This is a genomic window from Sphingomonas sp. SUN039, from assembly GCF_024758725.1.
Lineage (GTDB): Bacteria > Pseudomonadota > Alphaproteobacteria > Sphingomonadales > Sphingomonadaceae > Sphingomonas_O.
In genome coordinates this window covers 2754825-2769087 of record NZ_CP096972.1, presented here as the reverse complement: position 1 = coordinate 2769087, position 14263 = coordinate 2754825, and the positions used below count along the sequence as shown (strand labels likewise).

The window sequence follows — 14263 nt, the reverse complement described above, 5'->3', positions numbered from 1 at the left end:
CGCGTGACAGCGGCAACACCCATGGTTGAGGAACGATGAATCCTTCATTGTGCGTTGCAAAAAAGCAACGCTTTGCCCCCTCCGGATAGCTGTCTGTGGATCGTTCAGGGGATAAGGATTGTATCGATCGCTGAGGGAAGCAGGTCGGGATAATCGGCCGTATAATGCAGCCCCCGGCTTTCATGCCGCCCCAGCGCCGACCGCACGATCAGATCGGCGACCTCGACCAGGTTGCGGAGTTCGATCAGATCGGGGGTGACGCGGAAATTGCCGTAATAATCAGCAACCTCTTGCCTGAGCAGCGCAATCCGGTGGGCGGCGCGCTCGAGTCGCTTGGTCGTTCGGACGATTCCGACATAATCCCACATGAACCGCCGGATTTCGCGCCAGTTGTGCTGGACGACGACTTCCTCGTCCGAATCGGTGACGCGGCTTTCGTCCCACGCCCGGACGTGCGGAGGTGCGACACCGGGATGGGACAAGATGTGCTGCGCCGCCGACTCGCCGAACACGAAGCATTCAAGCAGCGAATTCGATGCCAGCCGATTCGCGCCGTGCAGCCCCGACTGGCTGACTTCGCCTGCGGCATAAAGGCCGGGCAGGTCGGTCCGCCCGTCGAGGTCGATCAGCACGCCGCCGCAGGTATAATGCTGGGCCGGGACGACCGGGATCGGGTCGCGCGTGATGTCGATCCCCAAGCCCATGAGCTTGTCGTAGATATTGGGGAAATGCCCGCGCACGAAATCGGGATCGCGGTGGCTGATGTCGAGGTGGACATAATCGAGGCCGAGCCGTTTGATCTCGTGGTCGATGGCACGCGCCACGATGTCGCGCGGGGCGAGTTCCTCGCGCGGGTCGAAACGCGGCATGAAGCGGCTGCCATCGGTCGGCAGCTTCAAATGCCCGCCCTCGCCGCGCACCGCTTCGGTAATCAGGAAATTCTTGACCTCCAGATTGTAGAGGCAGGTCGGGTGGAACTGCATGAATTCCATGTTCGACACCCGCGCGCCTGCGCGCCACGCCATCGCGATGCCGTCGCCGGTTGCGCCGCGCGGGGCGGTCGAAAACAGATAGCACCGACCTGCGCCGCCGGTGGCGAGCACCGTGGCGGGCGCCGTGATGGTTTCGACATGGCCGGTCGCGCGATTGAACGCATAGACGCCCCAGACGCGCGGCGCCTCGCTGCCGCCCTCGACATGCTTCTGGGTGATCAGGTCGATGGCAACCATGTCGGGCAACAGCACGATGTCCGGATTGGCACCGGCCGCCTTTTCCAGCGCCTGCTGCACCGCCCAGCCCGTCGCGTCGTCGACATGGACGATGCGGCGATGGCTGTGGCCCCCTTCGCGGGTCAGGTGCCAGCGATCCGATTCTCCGGGATTGAAGGGGACCCCCAGTTGCGCCAGCCGTTCGATGGCGGCGGGCGCGTTCTCGACGACGAACTCGACGGTCGCGCGGTTGTTGAGGCCCGCGCCCGCGATCATCGTGTCCTCGACATGGCTGTCGAATGTGTCGCCGGGTTCGAGCACCGCCGCGATCCCGCCCTGCGCCCATGCCGTGGACCCTTCGGACAGCCCGCCCTTGGCAATCACCGCGACGCGCTTGCCCGCGCCTGCCAGCGTCAGCGCCGCCGTCAGCCCGGCAGCGCCGGAACCGATGACGAGGGCGTCATAGGGGTTAGCCAATCGCTTCGGCCCGGGTCAGGGCGAGGAAGACATTTTCCAGATCGGCCTCGCGGGTCGAGACATCGACGATGCCCAAACCGGCATCGTTCACCGCTGCGATGACATCGCCCGCATTGGCCTGCGCCTTCGAATAGGTGATCGTCAGGATGCGCTCGCCCTTGAGCTCTACTTGCTGGAAGAACGCCGAAGCAGGCGCTTCGGTCAGGTCGCGGTCCACGGTGATCTCGACCACTTTCTCCTGCGCCATGCCGACCAGTTCGCGGGTCGGCTTGTTCGCGATCAACTGGCCGTGGTTGATGATCGCAATGCGGTCACACAGCGCCTCGGCTTCTTCGAGGTAGTGGGTTGTGAGCACCACCGTCACGCCCTGCCGGTTGAGGTCGCGGACATAGTCCCACAGCTGCTGGCGCAGTTCGATATCGACGCCTGCCGTGGGTTCGTCGAGCACCAGCACCGGCGGCGTGTGGACCATTGCCTTGGCGACGAGCAAGCGCCGCTTCATCCCGCCCGACAAGGTGCGGGCATAGGCGTGCGCCTTGTCTTCGAGGTGGACCGCGCGCAGCAGCTCCATCGACCTGCGGCGGCTTTTGGGCACGCCGTACAGCCCGGCCTGAATCTCCAGCGCCTCGAACGGCGTGAAGAACGGATCGAACAGGATTTCCTGCGGCACGATCCCGATCGACGCCTTGGCGTTACGCGGATGTTCATCGATATCGAAACCCCAGACCCGCGCGCTACCACCCGTCTTCATCACCATCCCAGACAGGATGTTGATCAGCGTCGATTTGCCCGCGCCATTGGGGCCGAGCAGACCGAAGATCGACCCGCGCGGCACATCGAAACTGACGCCGTCCAGCGCGCGCTTGCCCCCGGCATAGGTTTTTTGCAGGTCGGCGATCTCGATAGCGGCGATACTCATGGCTTCAGCGCATAACGCGGTCCGGGGCGCACACAAGCCATTGCGGATGCGGCATGTCGTAGTGAAGGCGTCGTTAACCCTGATGCACTAAAGCCACAGCCAACAGACTGTGACGGGGACGATATGACCATAAGAATGACAGACGCACGACGAGCGTTGTTGGCGCTGGCGTTAACGTTCCCACTGGGGGTAGCGAGTGCGGCCAATGCCGCGACGCAGGCCTCGACGATCCGTACGACGCTTCGCAAGCCGGTAACGATCACCTGGCTGCGCGATCTGGATTTCGGGCGGATCGTCGCGACCGCAGCGGCAGGTACGGTCACGGTCGACCCTGACACCGGTGCGCGGTCTGTGACAGGCGGTCCCGTGCTCGCGGGCGGATCGCCGCAAACCGCGCGTTTTCGCGTGGTTGCGACACCTTCGACGCTCGTGCTCATCACCCGCAATGCCCTGCCGGTGCTCACCCGCGCGGGCGGCGGCGCGACGATGCCGGTAACGCTGATTACTATGAACGGCGCGGTCAATCCGGTGACCACGCCGGTATCGGGAACCTTCGACGTCGATATAGGCGGCGCGCTGTCGGTGGCGGCGAGCCAGGCAGACGGCAGCTACAGCGGCACCTTCCAGATCAACGCAGATTATCAGTAGCGGACCCCCTCACAGCGTTACCGACACATTAACTCTGCGCGTTGACGCCGATTTATCTCCCGTCGGTGCAATAAGTGACCCGTGGGGACAATCGCAACATATCGGCTGGGCCGGATCGCGGCGGCGTGCGCGCTGGCGATCTGCTCGGGCAGCAGCTTGCAAGCGGCGACACAGGCGGCAAACGGCAAGGCAATTACCTTGCGACCGTTGTCGATCGTCAAACTGCGCGACCTCGATTTCGGGCGGCTTGCGTCGGGAACCACGGCCGGGACCGTCGTGATCGACCCGACCACCGATGCGCGCAGCACGACCGGCGGGGTACTGGCTGCGGGTGGAACGCCGCTCGCCGCGCAATTCTATACTTACGCCACCGGCAACCAGACCTTGCAAGTGACGCGCGGGCCGTTGCCCGTGCTCAACCGCGCAGGCGGCGGGGCGACGATGAACGTGACGCAGCTCACGCTCAACGGCCCGGTATTGAGGATCATAGGCGCGGCGGGGCTGCTCGACCTGCGCGTCGGCGGCACGCTTGCGGTTGCCGCGAATCAGATGGACGGCACTTACTCGGGCAATTTCGACATCACCGTCACCTATTTCTAGGCGAGCAGAGTCGCGGCCTTCCAATTATCGATTCGTATCCGTCACGTTAACCAGTACTGCCAACCCGACCTACACAGCCGCGCGGCTAGAGCGATGGTGTGGGGCAAAAAATTCTCTCCTTGGGTGCACTGGTGACGGGCGCAATCCTGCTGACCGGCGTTGCCGATCGGGCGGATGCGGCGACGCGCGCCGCGAACGGCCGCGCACGAACGCTGCGACCGATTGTGCTCGCCAACTCGCGGGCGCTCGATTTCGGGACGCTGATTACTGGCGTGACGGCGGGAACGGTGACGATCAACCCGCGCACGGACGCCCGGACGCGAACCGGTGGCCTCAGCCTTGTCGGCGGCGGCGCCCCGGGGGCGGCGCGCTTCACCGCGACGGGGACGCCGGCGGTCAACGCGTTCATCACCATCGGCACCGCGCCGGTGCTGACGCGGGTTAGCGGGACCGAGACGATGACGGTCAGCAATATGACGCTCAACGGCGGGCGCACCCGGCGCATTCCGGCAAGCGGCATCCTCGATGTGCGCGTCGGCGGTCGGTTGAATGTCGCCGCCAACCAGCGCGACGGGCTATATTCGGGCAGTTTTAACCTGACCGTCGATTATCCCTGATTTTCTCGGCCCTAAAATTTCCGACCCTGATTGATTTTGCGCCGCGCTCGGCTAACGGCGACGGCATGATCGCGCCGCCTGAAACGTTTCGTGTCGCTACCCGTCGGACCACCTGCGACGGATCGGGCGACGGCATCCCCGCCGCACTCGGCCATCCGCGCGTCTGGCTGGAGATCGACGAGACGGGCTTCGTCGACTGCGGCTATTGCGATCGGCGCTTCGTTCTGATCGGCGGGCCGACCGACACGGCTGAATCCTCAACGCGCGCTTAACCAGCGCCGCCAACTGCTTCGTCACCGCTGGCCGCTAGCTACGGCACCGTGGGGCAACATCGATTCTTTAGGCGACTGTGCGTCGTGGTCGTCATGCTTTCGGTCGGCTGGGCCATGCCCGCGCTTGCCGGAAGCGGCGCGGGGACCGCGAAAACGAGCGTACTCGGGCCGGTCGCCATGCTCAATACCGCACCGCTCGATTTCGGTGGTATCGTTCCGTCGGGCGGCGGCACTGTGACAGTCGACGCGCAGACCGGCACGCGCAGCGGCACCGGGGTGGTGCTTGCTGGCGGCACCGTGTCCAACGCGCGCTTCATCGCGACCGGCACGCCCAACCAGGTTGTGACCATCGCACTCAACCCCACGCCGATCGTCGTTGTGAACGGCGCGAACAACATGTCGATCAACCAGATTCGGGTCAGCGTGAACGGTGGCGGACCGCAGCCCGTCGGTCCCAATGCCAACCTTGGCCCGCTCGGCGTTATCAACTATGCGGTCGGGGGACGGCTGACCGTGGCAGGTAGTCAGGCCGACGGCCTGTACACCGGCACCTTTACCCTCACGATGGACTATCAATAGCGGTTCACGCGACCTATCTCGGGCGGCATGAACACCGATCCCCGCGCCTTGCTCTACGCCGACACCCTCGACCCAGCCGAAGCGCAGCGCCTGACCCGCGACGCGCTGTCCGCCTGCGACGATGGCGAGCTTTATCTGCAATATCGCACCAGTGAGTCGTTCGGCTTCGACGACGGACGGCTGAAAATCGCCGATTACGGCTCCGCGCGCGGCTTCGGGCTGCGCGGCGTCTCGGGCGAGGCGACGGGCTTTGCCCATTCGGACGATGTCTCGCCCGCCGGCATCGCGCGCGCCGCCGCCACGCTCAAGCTGCTCGACCCCTCGGCCAGCGGCCACGCCCAGCCCCCGCGCAAGAGCAACCGCCACCTCTACACCGATGCCGAACCGCTGGGACTCGTCCCCTTCGCCGACAAGGTCGCGCTGTGCCAGCGGATCGACGCCGCCGCGCGCGCCCGCGACCCGCGCGTGGTGCAGGTTTCGGTCGGCCTGTCGGGCACCTGGAACGTGGTCGAAATCGTCCGCGCCGACGGCTATACCGCCACCGACATCCGCCCGCTCGTCCGCCTGAACGTCAGCATCGTCGCGCAGCGGGGCGAGCGCCGCGAATCGGGCAGTTTCGGCATGGGCGGCCGCTACCTCTACGACCGGCTGTTCGACGAAGCCGTGTGGAACCGCGCCATCGACGAGGCGCTGAAACAGGCACTGGTCAACCTCGATTCAGTTGCCGCCCCTGCGGGCGAGACAACGGTGCTGCTCGGCCCCGGCTGGCCCGGCATCCTGCTCCACGAAGCGATCGGCCACGGGCTGGAGGGCGATTTCAACCGCAAGGGCACATCGGCGTTTTCGGGCCGCATCGGCGAGCGCGTCGCCGCCCCCGGAGTCACCGTCGTCGACGATGGCTCGATTCCCGACCGGCGCGGCTCGCTCAGCATCGATGACGAGGGCACATCGACCGGCGAGACCGTGCTGATCGAGGACGGCATCCTGCGCGGCTATATGCAGGACCGGCTCAACGCGCGGCTGATGGGCGTCGCGGCCACCGGCAATGGCCGCCGTGAAAGCTACGCCCACGCCCCGATGCCGCGCATGACCAACACCTTTATGAAGAACGGCACCGACGACCCCGCCGAGCTGCTCTCGCGCGTCAAGAAAGGCATCTTCGCCAAGAGCTTCGGCGGCGGCCAGGTCGATATCGTCAGCGGCAAGTTCGTGTTCAGCTGCACCGAGGCGTATCTGATCGAAAACGGTGGCATTGGCGCGCCGATTAAGGGCGCGACACTCATCGGCGACGGCCCCAGCGTGCTGACCAAAGTCAGCGGCATCGGCAACGACTTCGCGCTCGACGAAGGCGTCGGGGTGTGCGGCAAGGGCGGGCAGAGCGTCCCTGCGGGCGTAGGCCAGCCTACACTGTTGATCGACGGGCTGACGGTGGGCGGGACGGCGGCGTAGCCGGTCAGAAGCCCTTGAGCATCAGGTCGAGCGCCCCGGCGATTGCATAATCCTCGCTCGCCAACGATGTGATCGGACGCCCCAATGCGCTGCTCGGAACACTTGCAACAAAGTGGGGGTGCAATGTGAATGACTGACCTTCGATGTCGAAGCGGGGGTTCAGTCGGGGGACTGCCAAAGGCGCAATCTCCGGCGGCAGAAGGGGAATGACCACGCGCGTTCGATAGTCGTCGAAAATGTCCGATTGAACATCGACAACAAATCCAGTCCCGTCCGGATCACGGAAGACGTCGTACCGTGCCATTCAAAATTGACGAAAGCGCGAAAGCGGAATGCCATGCTTTTCGACAAATGCGTTGTGCGAATCGATGGCCGCGCGATTTTCAGCACGCCAGCGCGCTTCTCGCGCCCTTTTTATCTCGCTGACCAAACCGAGCTCACACGCTTTGGACACATTAATGCCCAAGGCGCGCGCATCGTCCACAGCGCGCGCGTCCAGAGTGACATTGGTCGGTCGACGGTTGGGGTTCACTTTGCTTGCCATGCGCTTTTTGTATGTGCATAGAAAACGCGCGTCAACTGAGTGCATAGCGATGTCCGATTTCACCGATCACGTCACCGACGACCATGCGGCGTTCATTGCGAAACAGCCGGTGTTCTTCGTCGCAACCGCTGCCGATGGCGCGCGGATCAATCTTAGTCCCAAGGGGATGGATTCGTTTCGCGTGTTGGGGCCGAAACGGGTCGGCTATCTCGACGTCGGCGGATCGGGGAACGAAACCCACGCGCATCTCGCCGCCGACGGGCGCGCGACGATCATGTTCTGCGCGTTCGACCGGCCCGCGCTGATCCTGCGGATTTACGCGCGGGGGCGGGCGGTCCTGCCGCAAGACGATGGCTGGGATGCGCTTGCTGCCCATTTCACGCTGTTGCCCGGAACCCGCCAGATTTTCGAGTTCGATGTCGACAGCGTCCAGACCAGCTGCGGCTGGGGCGTCCCGTTCATGACGCTCGACCGCGAACGCCAGACCTTGTCGAAATACCACCGAGCGGACGACCCCGAAAAGCGGCTGCGGACACAGGCCAAACGCAGCAAGACCATCGACGGCCTGCCGGTGCGCGCCCAAACTAGGATGCCGTGGCACGAGGCACAGGGCTAGTGGCGCTGGTCGAACTGGCGAACTACCCCAATGCGATGGAGGCAGCGATGGTCAAGGGGCTGCTCGAGGCCGAAGGGATCGACGCCGTGCTGTTCGATCACGGCATGAATATCGCGGACTCCTCGGGCTGGCTGGTGCCGGTCCGTGTCATGGTGCTCGACGAGGATCTGGCTGCCGCCCGGGCAGTTCTGCCTATTAGTTAGGCAATTCCACCTTCGCATCTGCACAAACGTTAAGCGACGCCTAAGGGTCGCCCGAGCCATGTGCCCTCGACGCACTGCGCCCGGAGACTGGCACGCCTCTTGCTGCACTGCATCACGGACAAGCCAGCAGGGGGCCGAATGAAACTCGTCGTTGCGATCATCAAACCGTTCAAGCTCGACGAGGTGCGCGAAGCCCTGACCGAGCTGGGCGTGACGGGCATGACCGTCACCGAGGTCAAGGGCTTCGGTCGGCAAAAGGGCCAGACCGAGATTTACCGCGGCGCAGAATATTCGACCAATATGGTGCCCAAGCTGAAGGTCGAGGTTGCCTGCGGCACCGACCTGAGCCCACGCGTCGTCGAGGCGATCCAGGCCGCTGCCAACACCGGCGCCATCGGCGACGGCAAGATTTTCGTGCTCGACATCGGCGAAGCCGTGCGGATCCGCACCGGCGAGACCGATGCGAACGCGCTCTAAAGAGAGAAGGGGGAACAATGAAACTCTCGACACTGATCAAGGGCGGTAGCGCGGCGCTGATGGTGCTCGTCGCCACCACGCCCGTCCTCGCCGACCTCGTCAAGGCACCCGATGTCGCCGCCCAGGCGACGATGGTGAACAAGGGCGATACGAGCTGGATGCTCACCTCGTCGGTGCTCGTCCTGATGATGAGCATCCCGGGCCTCGCACTGTTCTACGGCGGCCTCGTCCGCACCAAGAACATGCTCAGCGTGCTGATGCAGGTCTTCATGATCGTCAGCGTCGCCGGACTCGTCTGGTGCTGCTGGGGCTATACCATGGCGTTCACCAGCGCGGGCAGCGTTGCGCCCGCGTTCGTCGGCGGATTCTCCAAGGCGTTCCTAATGGGCGTCAACGGCGGCACCTACGCCGCTACGTTCAGCAACAACGTCTACCTGCCCGAGTTCGCCTTTGTCGTCTTCCAGATGACCTTTGCGATGATTACGCCGGCTCTGATCGTCGGGGCATTTGCCGAACGGGTGAAGTTCTCCGCTTTGATGATCTTCGTCGTCGCGTGGCTGACGATCGTCTATTTCCCGATCGCCCACATGGTCTGGTACTGGGCAGGCCCGGACTTCCTGCCCGACGCGCCGACCGATTACGGCTATCTCTGGGGTATGGGCGCGCTCGACTTCGCGGGCGGGACCGTCGTCCACATCAATGCGGGCATCGCGGGCCTCGTCGGCTGCCTCGTCATCGGCCCGCGCCTCGGCTTCGGCAAGGAAGCGACGCCGCCGCATTCGTTGGTGATGACCATGATCGGTGCCAGCCTGCTGTGGGTCGGCTGGTTCGGGTTCAACGCGGGGTCGAACCTCGAAGCGAACGGCGTCACCGGGGTGGCGTTCATCAACACGATGGTCGCAACCTGTGCCGCCGCCGTCAGCTGGGCACTCATCGAGCAGCTCCATCACGGCAAGCCGTCGATGCTAGGTGCAGCAACCGGCGCGGTTGCGGGCCTGGTAGCGATTACGCCGGCCAGCGGGTTCGCCGCACCGATGATGTCGATCGCGCTCGGCTTCATCGTCTCGCCGATCTGCTACTTCTTCGTCGCGACGGTGAAGAACAAGCTGAAGTACGACGACACGCTCGACGTGTTCGGCGTCCACTGCGTCGGCGGGATCGTTGGGGCGTTGGCCACCGCCGTTGTCGCCGATCCGGCGCTCGGCGGGCAGGGCTTCTTCGACTATACCGTCTTCCCGGCGGGCGTCGGCGCCTATGACATGGGCGCGCAGCTGCTGACCCAGATCAAGGCGGTGCTGGTCACTTTGGTGTGGTCGGGTGGCGTCTCCGCGATCCTGTTCTACGCGCTCAAATTCACCATCGGCCTGCGTCCCAGCGACGATGCTGAGCGCGAAGGACTCGACCTCTCCGAACACGGGGAGCGCGCTTACAACTATTAAGCAGCTTGGGGTCGGTGGCGGCGGGTCCTCTCCCCTTAGCCGTCGCCTACCCCAAACCAGGTTCCTCCTGCGAACCACTCGGCCCGGAAGAGCAATCTTTCGGGTCGTTTTTTGTGCGTAGGTCGGGACGGATCAGCGCAAGCGTTGCGAAGCAACGTGCCGCCTGAGCCGACTACGGCCAAGCACGGCCGGCGGCATCAGCCGACCGACGGCTTGGGCTTTGCCCAAGTCCGCCTGTCCAGCACGCCCTCACCTCAGAAAATATTTCCGTTCGCCGCCACCAATTGCCCCGCTAAGAGTTGTGCCGAACGATGAAGGGGCAAAAGGTGCAACTCGACCAGGACGCGCTGATCGACCGGCGGGTGTTCCGCACGACCGTCATCATTCTGGCGACGGCGGCGGCGGCCTATGCGATGTGGAAACTGGCCGACCTGTTGTTGCTGGTGTTCGCCTGCGCGCTGATCGGACTCATTTTCTTCAATCTCGCGCGGTGGATGGTCCAGCGCACCGGTCTCAATTTCGGCATTGCGCTCGCCTTGTCGGTCGTGGGCATCCTTGCGACCTTGGCCGGCGCGTTCTGGTTCTTCGGCAATTCGCTGTCGGGCGAATTCGCCGAACTTGCCCTGCGGCTGCCCGCCGCCTGGGAAGTGTTCCGTGCGCGCTTTGCCGAGACGCCGATCGGGGCCGAGTTCTTTCGCCGCGCGGGCGATCTCGTCCCCAGCGGCCAGAGCATTGTCGGCTTCGCGACCGGCCTGCTGACCAGCCTTGGCACTATCGTCTCGGCGCTGGCCATCGTCATCGTCGGCGGCATCTATCTCGCTGCCCAGCCGCGTCTCTATGGCAAGGGCGTCATCATGCTGACCCCCGAATCGGCGCGCGGCAAGGTGACGCGGACCTTTATCGCGGTCGCCCATTCGCTCAATGCCTGGCTGCTGGGCCAAGGGATCGGCATGGTCTTCGTCGGGGTGGCGACGACGCTCGGCCTGTGGCTCGTCGGCGTCCCCGCCGCGCCCGCGATCGGGCTGGTCGCGGGCCTCTGCGAATTCGTGCCCTATCTTGGCACCATCGTCGTCGTCCTGCCCTCGGTTATCCTCGCGTTCGGCCAGAGCACGACCATGGGTATCTGGACCATCGTCGTGCTGGTGGCGGTGCAGCAGATCCAGGGCAATGTCGTGATGCCGCTGTTGCAAAGCCGCATGGTAGAACTGCCGCCCGCGCTGACGATCTTCAGCCTGGTGGCGCTCGGTGTCCTGCTCGGACCCGTAGGCGTCATCCTCGCCACGCCGATCACGGTGGTCGCGATGGTCATCGTCAAGGCAGTCTATGTGAACCCCAGCGACCTCGAACCCGACGAGCGCGAGGAACTCAAGGGCGCGTCCTAGAAGGGATTACCCCTTGGTGCTCGGGTGCAGGCTCGTCCCTGCCCGCCCGCCGCGCAGCGCGCCGAACCAGCTGAACGGGTTGTACCAGTGCTGCGATCCGTCGAGCGAGAAACTGATGAACTCGGCGCGGCCGCCGAGGTTCTCCCACGGTAACGGCCCACCGAGTCCGCCCTGCGCCTCAGCCACGCGGCTGTCGGCCGAATTGTCGCGATTGTCGCCCATCAGGAAGACATGGCCTGCCGGGATTGTCGTCGCGGGATAATCGTCGACCGTCGGGTCGTAGCCCAGGTCGATCGTATCGTAGCTGCGCCCGTTGGGCAGGGTTTCGCGCACCACCGGCAGCGCACAGGTCACCGACCCGTCGGCGGCAGCGGTGCGGTAATCGGCGTATTTCGGGTCGGTGCACGGTTCGTCGGCATCGACCGGGATGGGGCGCAAGGTTACCGGGCCGCGCTTCACCGGCACGCCGTTCAGGATGACGATGCCGCCGCGCACTTCGATCCGGTCGCCCGGCAAGCCGATGGCGCGCTTGATATAGTCCTGCGACTTGCCCGGCGGCGAGGCGATGACGACATCGCCGCGTTCGGGCAGGCTGCCGAACAACCGCCCCTTCATCGCGGGCAGCTGGAACGCCCAGCTGTCGACGGTCTGGCGCAGGACCAGACTGCGGAAAATGTTCACCGGATTGGGGATCGTCGGCGAGACGTAAGAATAGCCATAGGCGAATTTGCTGACGACGAGCTGGTCGCCGACCAGCAGCCCCGGCATCATCGATTCGGACGGAATGTAGAACGGCTTGGCAATGAAGCTGTGGAAACCGAGCACCGCGAGCAGCAACAGGCCGATGCTTTTCGCTTCCGCCTTCCAGTCGGTCTTGGGCATTTCCTTCACCGTTGCGGGCGCGGCTTCGGCGGGAAGGACGGTGTCGGAGGTGGCTTCAGTGGTCACACGGCTACTTTCGGCAGGTCTTCGGCCTTCACGGCCTCGATAATGACGAACGCCTGCGCCCATGGATGGTCGTCGGTGAGCGTCAGATGAACCCGCGCCTCATACCCGTCCGGAATCAGCGCGTCGAGCGCGACCTTCGCCCCGCCTTCGAGCGCGAGCGTCGGTGCGCCCGAGGGGGCGTTGATGACGCCGATGTCCTTCATGAACACGCCGCGTTTGAACCCGGTGCCGACAGCTTTGGAGAAGGCCTCTTTGGCGGCGAAGCGCTTGGCGTAGGTGCCTGCCTTGGTGAACGGACGCCGCTGCGCCTTGGCGCGTTCGAGCGGGGTGAACACGCGGTTCTCGAACCGCTCCCCGAACCGGTCGAGCGAATTCTGGATGCGCTCGATGTTGCAGAGATCGGAACCGAGGCCGACGATCATAGGAAGAAGTTGTTTCCACGCGAAGGCGCGAAGGCGCGAAGAGATTGCGGCGCGAAACAGCCGAACCACAAATCAGAAAAAACGATGCGATTGGGGTGCGCTTCGCGCCAAGTGACGTGCCGACGCCTTCGCGCCTTCGCGTCTTCGCGTGGCAAACCTTCTTTTCTCACCGCGCCGACTCCATCAGCGCCTTCATGCGTCGCACGCTTTCCTCCAGCCCGATGAAGATCGCCTCACCCACCAGATAATGCCCAATATTCAGTTCGGCGAGCTGCGGGATCGCAGCAACCGGCACGACATTGTCGAAAGTAAGCCCGTGCCCCGCATGCGGCTCGATACCGTTCTTGACGCACAGCGCGGCGGCGTCGGCAAGGCGGCGCAGCTCCGCGCCGTCCGCATCGCCATGCGCGTATTTCCCGGTATGCAGCTCGACCACCGGTGCGCGCAGGCGGAGTGCGGCGTCGATCTGGCGGGCATCGGGTTCGATAAACAGGCTTACGCGGATGCCCGCATCGAGCAATTGCGCGACCAGCGGCGCAAGGTGGTTGTGCTGCCCCGCCGCGTCGAGTCCGCCTTCGGTCGTGCGTTCCTCGCGCCGTTCGGGGACGATACACGCCGCATGAGGCCGGTGGCGCAGCGCGATGGCAACCATTTCCTCGGTCGCCGCCATTTCGAGATTCACCGGCAGCGCAGTTTCAGCCATCAGCATGTCGAGATCGGCATCGCGGATGTGCCGCCGATCTTCGCGCAGGTGCACGGTGATCCCGTCACCGCCTGCTTCCTCGACGATCCGCACCGCGCGCATTGGGTCGGGATGCTCACCCCCGCGCGCATTGCGGATGGTCGCGACATGATCGATGTTGACGCCTAACCTCAACGTCATGCCGCGCGGCTCCCGGGCTTGGCGGCAGGAATGGCCGCGAGCTCGGGCGGCAGCGCATCGGCAGCATAGGTCGGGACCGACAGGCGGATAAGCGGATAGAAGGGCACCCCGAGGTCCGCGGCTCCGTCGGACCGGTCGACCAGTGCAGCGGCAGCGACCACGACACCGCCCGCGCGATGGATGGCGGCAATCGCCTCGCGCGAACTCAGCCCGGTGGTGACGACATCTTCCATCATCAGCACGCGCTGACCGGGCGACAGGCGGAAGCCCCGCCGCAGCTCGAACACGCCCTCGGGCCGCTCAAGGAATACTGCTTCGACGCCCAGCGCGCGGCCCATCTCGTGCCCTGCGATCACCCCGCCCATCGCGGGCGACACGACGATGTCGATGGCCAGATCGCCGGGCAGGCGGGCTGCCAGCGCCTCGGCCAGCCGCGCGCCCCGTTTCGGATCGGCCAGCACGCGCGCGCATTGCAGGTAACGGGGCGAGCGCAGCCCCGACGACAGGATGAAATGCCCCTCGAGCAGCGCGTCCGCCGCCCTGAATTCCGCCAGCACCTCGTCGTCGGTCACCTGTCGCT

19 protein-coding genes are annotated in these 14263 nt (G+C 64.9%); 11 read left to right on the top strand and 8 right to left on the bottom strand.

All coding sequences use genetic code 11. The features are described from left to right. Window positions 1-104 precede the first annotated feature (104 nt). Window positions 105-1685 carry an L-aspartate oxidase gene (gene nadB / locus M0209_RS13560; protein ID WP_258888798.1) on the bottom strand — a complete coding sequence of 527 codons (1581 nt, stop codon included), beginning with the start codon at window positions 1683-1685 and terminating at the stop codon, window positions 105-107. Beyond that, window positions 1678-2604 carry an ABC transporter ATP-binding protein gene (locus tag M0209_RS13555; protein WP_258888797.1) on the bottom strand — a complete coding sequence of 309 codons (927 nt, stop codon included), beginning with the start codon at window positions 2602-2604 and terminating at the stop codon, window positions 1678-1680. Before M0209_RS13555 ends, nadB begins: the two co-directional genes overlap by 8 nt. Before the next feature lie 159 nt (window positions 2605-2763). Between M0209_RS13555 and M0209_RS13550 the strand changes: the two genes are divergently transcribed. From M0209_RS13550 to tldD, 6 genes are all read left to right on the top strand, one after another. Then, window positions 2764-3252 (top strand): DUF4402 domain-containing protein, encoded by a 489-nt coding sequence (locus tag M0209_RS13550; protein WP_258888796.1) that lies wholly within the window; start codon window positions 2764-2766, stop codon window positions 3250-3252. A gap of 81 nt (window positions 3253-3333) precedes the next feature. After that, window positions 3334-3852, top strand: a complete 519-nt coding sequence (locus tag M0209_RS13545; RefSeq protein WP_258888795.1) for a DUF4402 domain-containing protein — start codon at window positions 3334-3336, stop codon at window positions 3850-3852. Window positions 3853-3983: 131 nt separating this feature from the next. Next, window positions 3984-4469, top strand: a complete 486-nt coding sequence (locus M0209_RS13540) for a DUF4402 domain-containing protein (protein ID WP_258888794.1) — start codon at window positions 3984-3986, stop codon at window positions 4467-4469. Window positions 4470-4534: 65 nt separating this feature from the next. Continuing rightward, window positions 4535-4741, top strand: a complete 207-nt coding sequence (locus tag M0209_RS13535) for a zinc-finger domain-containing protein (RefSeq protein ID WP_258888793.1) — start codon at window positions 4535-4537, stop codon at window positions 4739-4741. Window positions 4742-4834: 93 nt separating this feature from the next. After that, window positions 4835-5320 carry a DUF4402 domain-containing protein gene (locus M0209_RS13530; RefSeq protein WP_258889642.1) on the top strand — a complete coding sequence of 162 codons (486 nt, stop codon included), beginning with the start codon at window positions 4835-4837 and terminating at the stop codon, window positions 5318-5320. Between the two features lie 27 nt (window positions 5321-5347). Next, window positions 5348-6769, top strand: a complete 1422-nt coding sequence (tldD, locus tag M0209_RS13525; RefSeq protein WP_258888792.1) for a metalloprotease TldD — start codon at window positions 5348-5350, stop codon at window positions 6767-6769. A gap of 4 nt (window positions 6770-6773) precedes the next feature. Here tldD and M0209_RS13520 read toward each other — a convergent pair whose 3' ends face one another. Together M0209_RS13520 and M0209_RS13515 are read right to left on the bottom strand one after the other, a co-directional pair. Next, entirely contained in the window at window positions 6774-7073 is a 300-nt protein-coding gene (locus M0209_RS13520) for a CcdB family protein (protein ID WP_258888791.1), read from the bottom strand. Beyond that, window positions 7074-7313, bottom strand: a complete 240-nt coding sequence (locus M0209_RS13515) for a type II toxin-antitoxin system CcdA family antitoxin (protein WP_258888790.1) — start codon at window positions 7311-7313, stop codon at window positions 7074-7076. Window positions 7314-7362: 49 nt separating this feature from the next. On the opposite strand from M0209_RS13515, the gene M0209_RS13510 reads away from it, so the two are divergent. The 5 genes from M0209_RS13510 (at window position 7363) to M0209_RS13490 (ending at window position 11430) form a co-directional block, all read left to right on the top strand. Continuing rightward, on the top strand, window positions 7363-7929 hold the full coding sequence (locus M0209_RS13510; RefSeq protein WP_258888789.1) for a pyridoxamine 5'-phosphate oxidase family protein: 567 nt from the start codon (window positions 7363-7365) through the stop codon (window positions 7927-7929). Further along, complete coding sequence (locus tag M0209_RS13505) at window positions 7908-8132, top strand: DUF2007 domain-containing protein (protein WP_258888788.1); 225 nt, start codon at window positions 7908-7910, stop codon at window positions 8130-8132. The genes M0209_RS13510 and M0209_RS13505 overlap by 22 nt, the downstream gene beginning before the upstream one ends. Before the next feature lie 138 nt (window positions 8133-8270). After that, window positions 8271-8609 (top strand): P-II family nitrogen regulator, encoded by a 339-nt coding sequence (locus M0209_RS13500; RefSeq protein WP_258888787.1) that lies wholly within the window; start codon window positions 8271-8273, stop codon window positions 8607-8609. A gap of 59 nt (window positions 8610-8668) precedes the next feature. Then, on the top strand, window positions 8669-10048 hold the full coding sequence (locus M0209_RS13495) for an ammonium transporter (protein ID WP_258889641.1): 1380 nt from the start codon (window positions 8669-8671) through the stop codon (window positions 10046-10048). A 326-nt stretch (window positions 10049-10374) separates the two neighbouring features. After that, complete coding sequence (locus tag M0209_RS13490; protein ID WP_258888786.1) at window positions 10375-11430, top strand: AI-2E family transporter; 1056 nt, start codon at window positions 10375-10377, stop codon at window positions 11428-11430. Between the two features lie 6 nt (window positions 11431-11436). Here M0209_RS13490 and lepB read toward each other — a convergent pair whose 3' ends face one another. The 4 genes from lepB to pyrE form a co-directional block, all read right to left on the bottom strand. Continuing rightward, a complete protein-coding gene (lepB, locus tag M0209_RS13485; RefSeq protein ID WP_258889640.1) occupies window positions 11437-12312 on the bottom strand; it encodes a signal peptidase I in 876 nt (291 codons plus the stop codon). A 62-nt stretch (window positions 12313-12374) separates the two neighbouring features. Beyond that, window positions 12375-12800 (bottom strand): holo-ACP synthase, encoded by a 426-nt coding sequence (acpS, locus tag M0209_RS13480; protein ID WP_258888785.1) that lies wholly within the window; start codon window positions 12798-12800, stop codon window positions 12375-12377. Window positions 12801-12966: 166 nt separating this feature from the next. Further along, window positions 12967-13683 (bottom strand): pyridoxine 5'-phosphate synthase, encoded by a 717-nt coding sequence (locus M0209_RS13475; RefSeq protein ID WP_258888784.1) that lies wholly within the window; start codon window positions 13681-13683, stop codon window positions 12967-12969. Beyond that, the gene (pyrE, locus tag M0209_RS13470) at window positions 13680-14255 is read right to left on the bottom strand and encodes an orotate phosphoribosyltransferase (RefSeq protein WP_258888783.1); all 576 of its coding nucleotides are present in this window, start codon (window positions 14253-14255) and stop codon (window positions 13680-13682) included. Before pyrE ends, M0209_RS13475 begins: the two co-directional genes overlap by 4 nt. Between the last annotated feature and the right edge of the window lie 8 nt (window positions 14256-14263).

Excerpts from the sequence above, each read along its gene's own strand:
- M0209_RS13555 (WP_258888797.1), bottom strand. The coding sequence starts at position 2,604 with ATGAGTATCGCCGCTATCGAGATCGCCGACCTGCAAAAAACCTATGCC.
- M0209_RS13535 (WP_258888793.1), top strand. The coding sequence starts at position 4,535 with ATGATCGCGCCGCCTGAAACGTTTCGTGTCGCTACCCGTCGGACCACC.
- M0209_RS13530 (WP_258889642.1), top strand. The coding sequence starts at position 4,835 with ATGCTTTCGGTCGGCTGGGCCATGCCCGCGCTTGCCGGAAGCGGCGCG.
- tldD (WP_258888792.1), top strand. The coding sequence starts at position 5,348 with ATGAACACCGATCCCCGCGCCTTGCTCTACGCCGACACCCTCGACCCA.
- M0209_RS13520 (WP_258888791.1), bottom strand. The coding sequence starts at position 7,073 with ATGGCACGGTACGACGTCTTCCGTGATCCGGACGGGACTGGATTTGTT.
- M0209_RS13515 (WP_258888790.1), bottom strand. The coding sequence starts at position 7,313 with ATGGCAAGCAAAGTGAACCCCAACCGTCGACCGACCAATGTCACTCTG.
- M0209_RS13510 (WP_258888789.1), top strand. The coding sequence starts at position 7,363 with ATGTCCGATTTCACCGATCACGTCACCGACGACCATGCGGCGTTCATT.
- M0209_RS13500 (WP_258888787.1), top strand. The coding sequence starts at position 8,271 with ATGAAACTCGTCGTTGCGATCATCAAACCGTTCAAGCTCGACGAGGTG.
- M0209_RS13495 (WP_258889641.1), top strand. The coding sequence starts at position 8,669 with ATGGTGCTCGTCGCCACCACGCCCGTCCTCGCCGACCTCGTCAAGGCA.
- lepB (WP_258889640.1), bottom strand. The coding sequence starts at position 12,312 with ATGCCCAAGACCGACTGGAAGGCGGAAGCGAAAAGCATCGGCCTGTTG.
- acpS (WP_258888785.1), bottom strand. The coding sequence starts at position 12,800 with ATGATCGTCGGCCTCGGTTCCGATCTCTGCAACATCGAGCGCATCCAG.
- M0209_RS13475 (WP_258888784.1), bottom strand. The coding sequence starts at position 13,683 with ATGACGTTGAGGTTAGGCGTCAACATCGATCATGTCGCGACCATCCGC.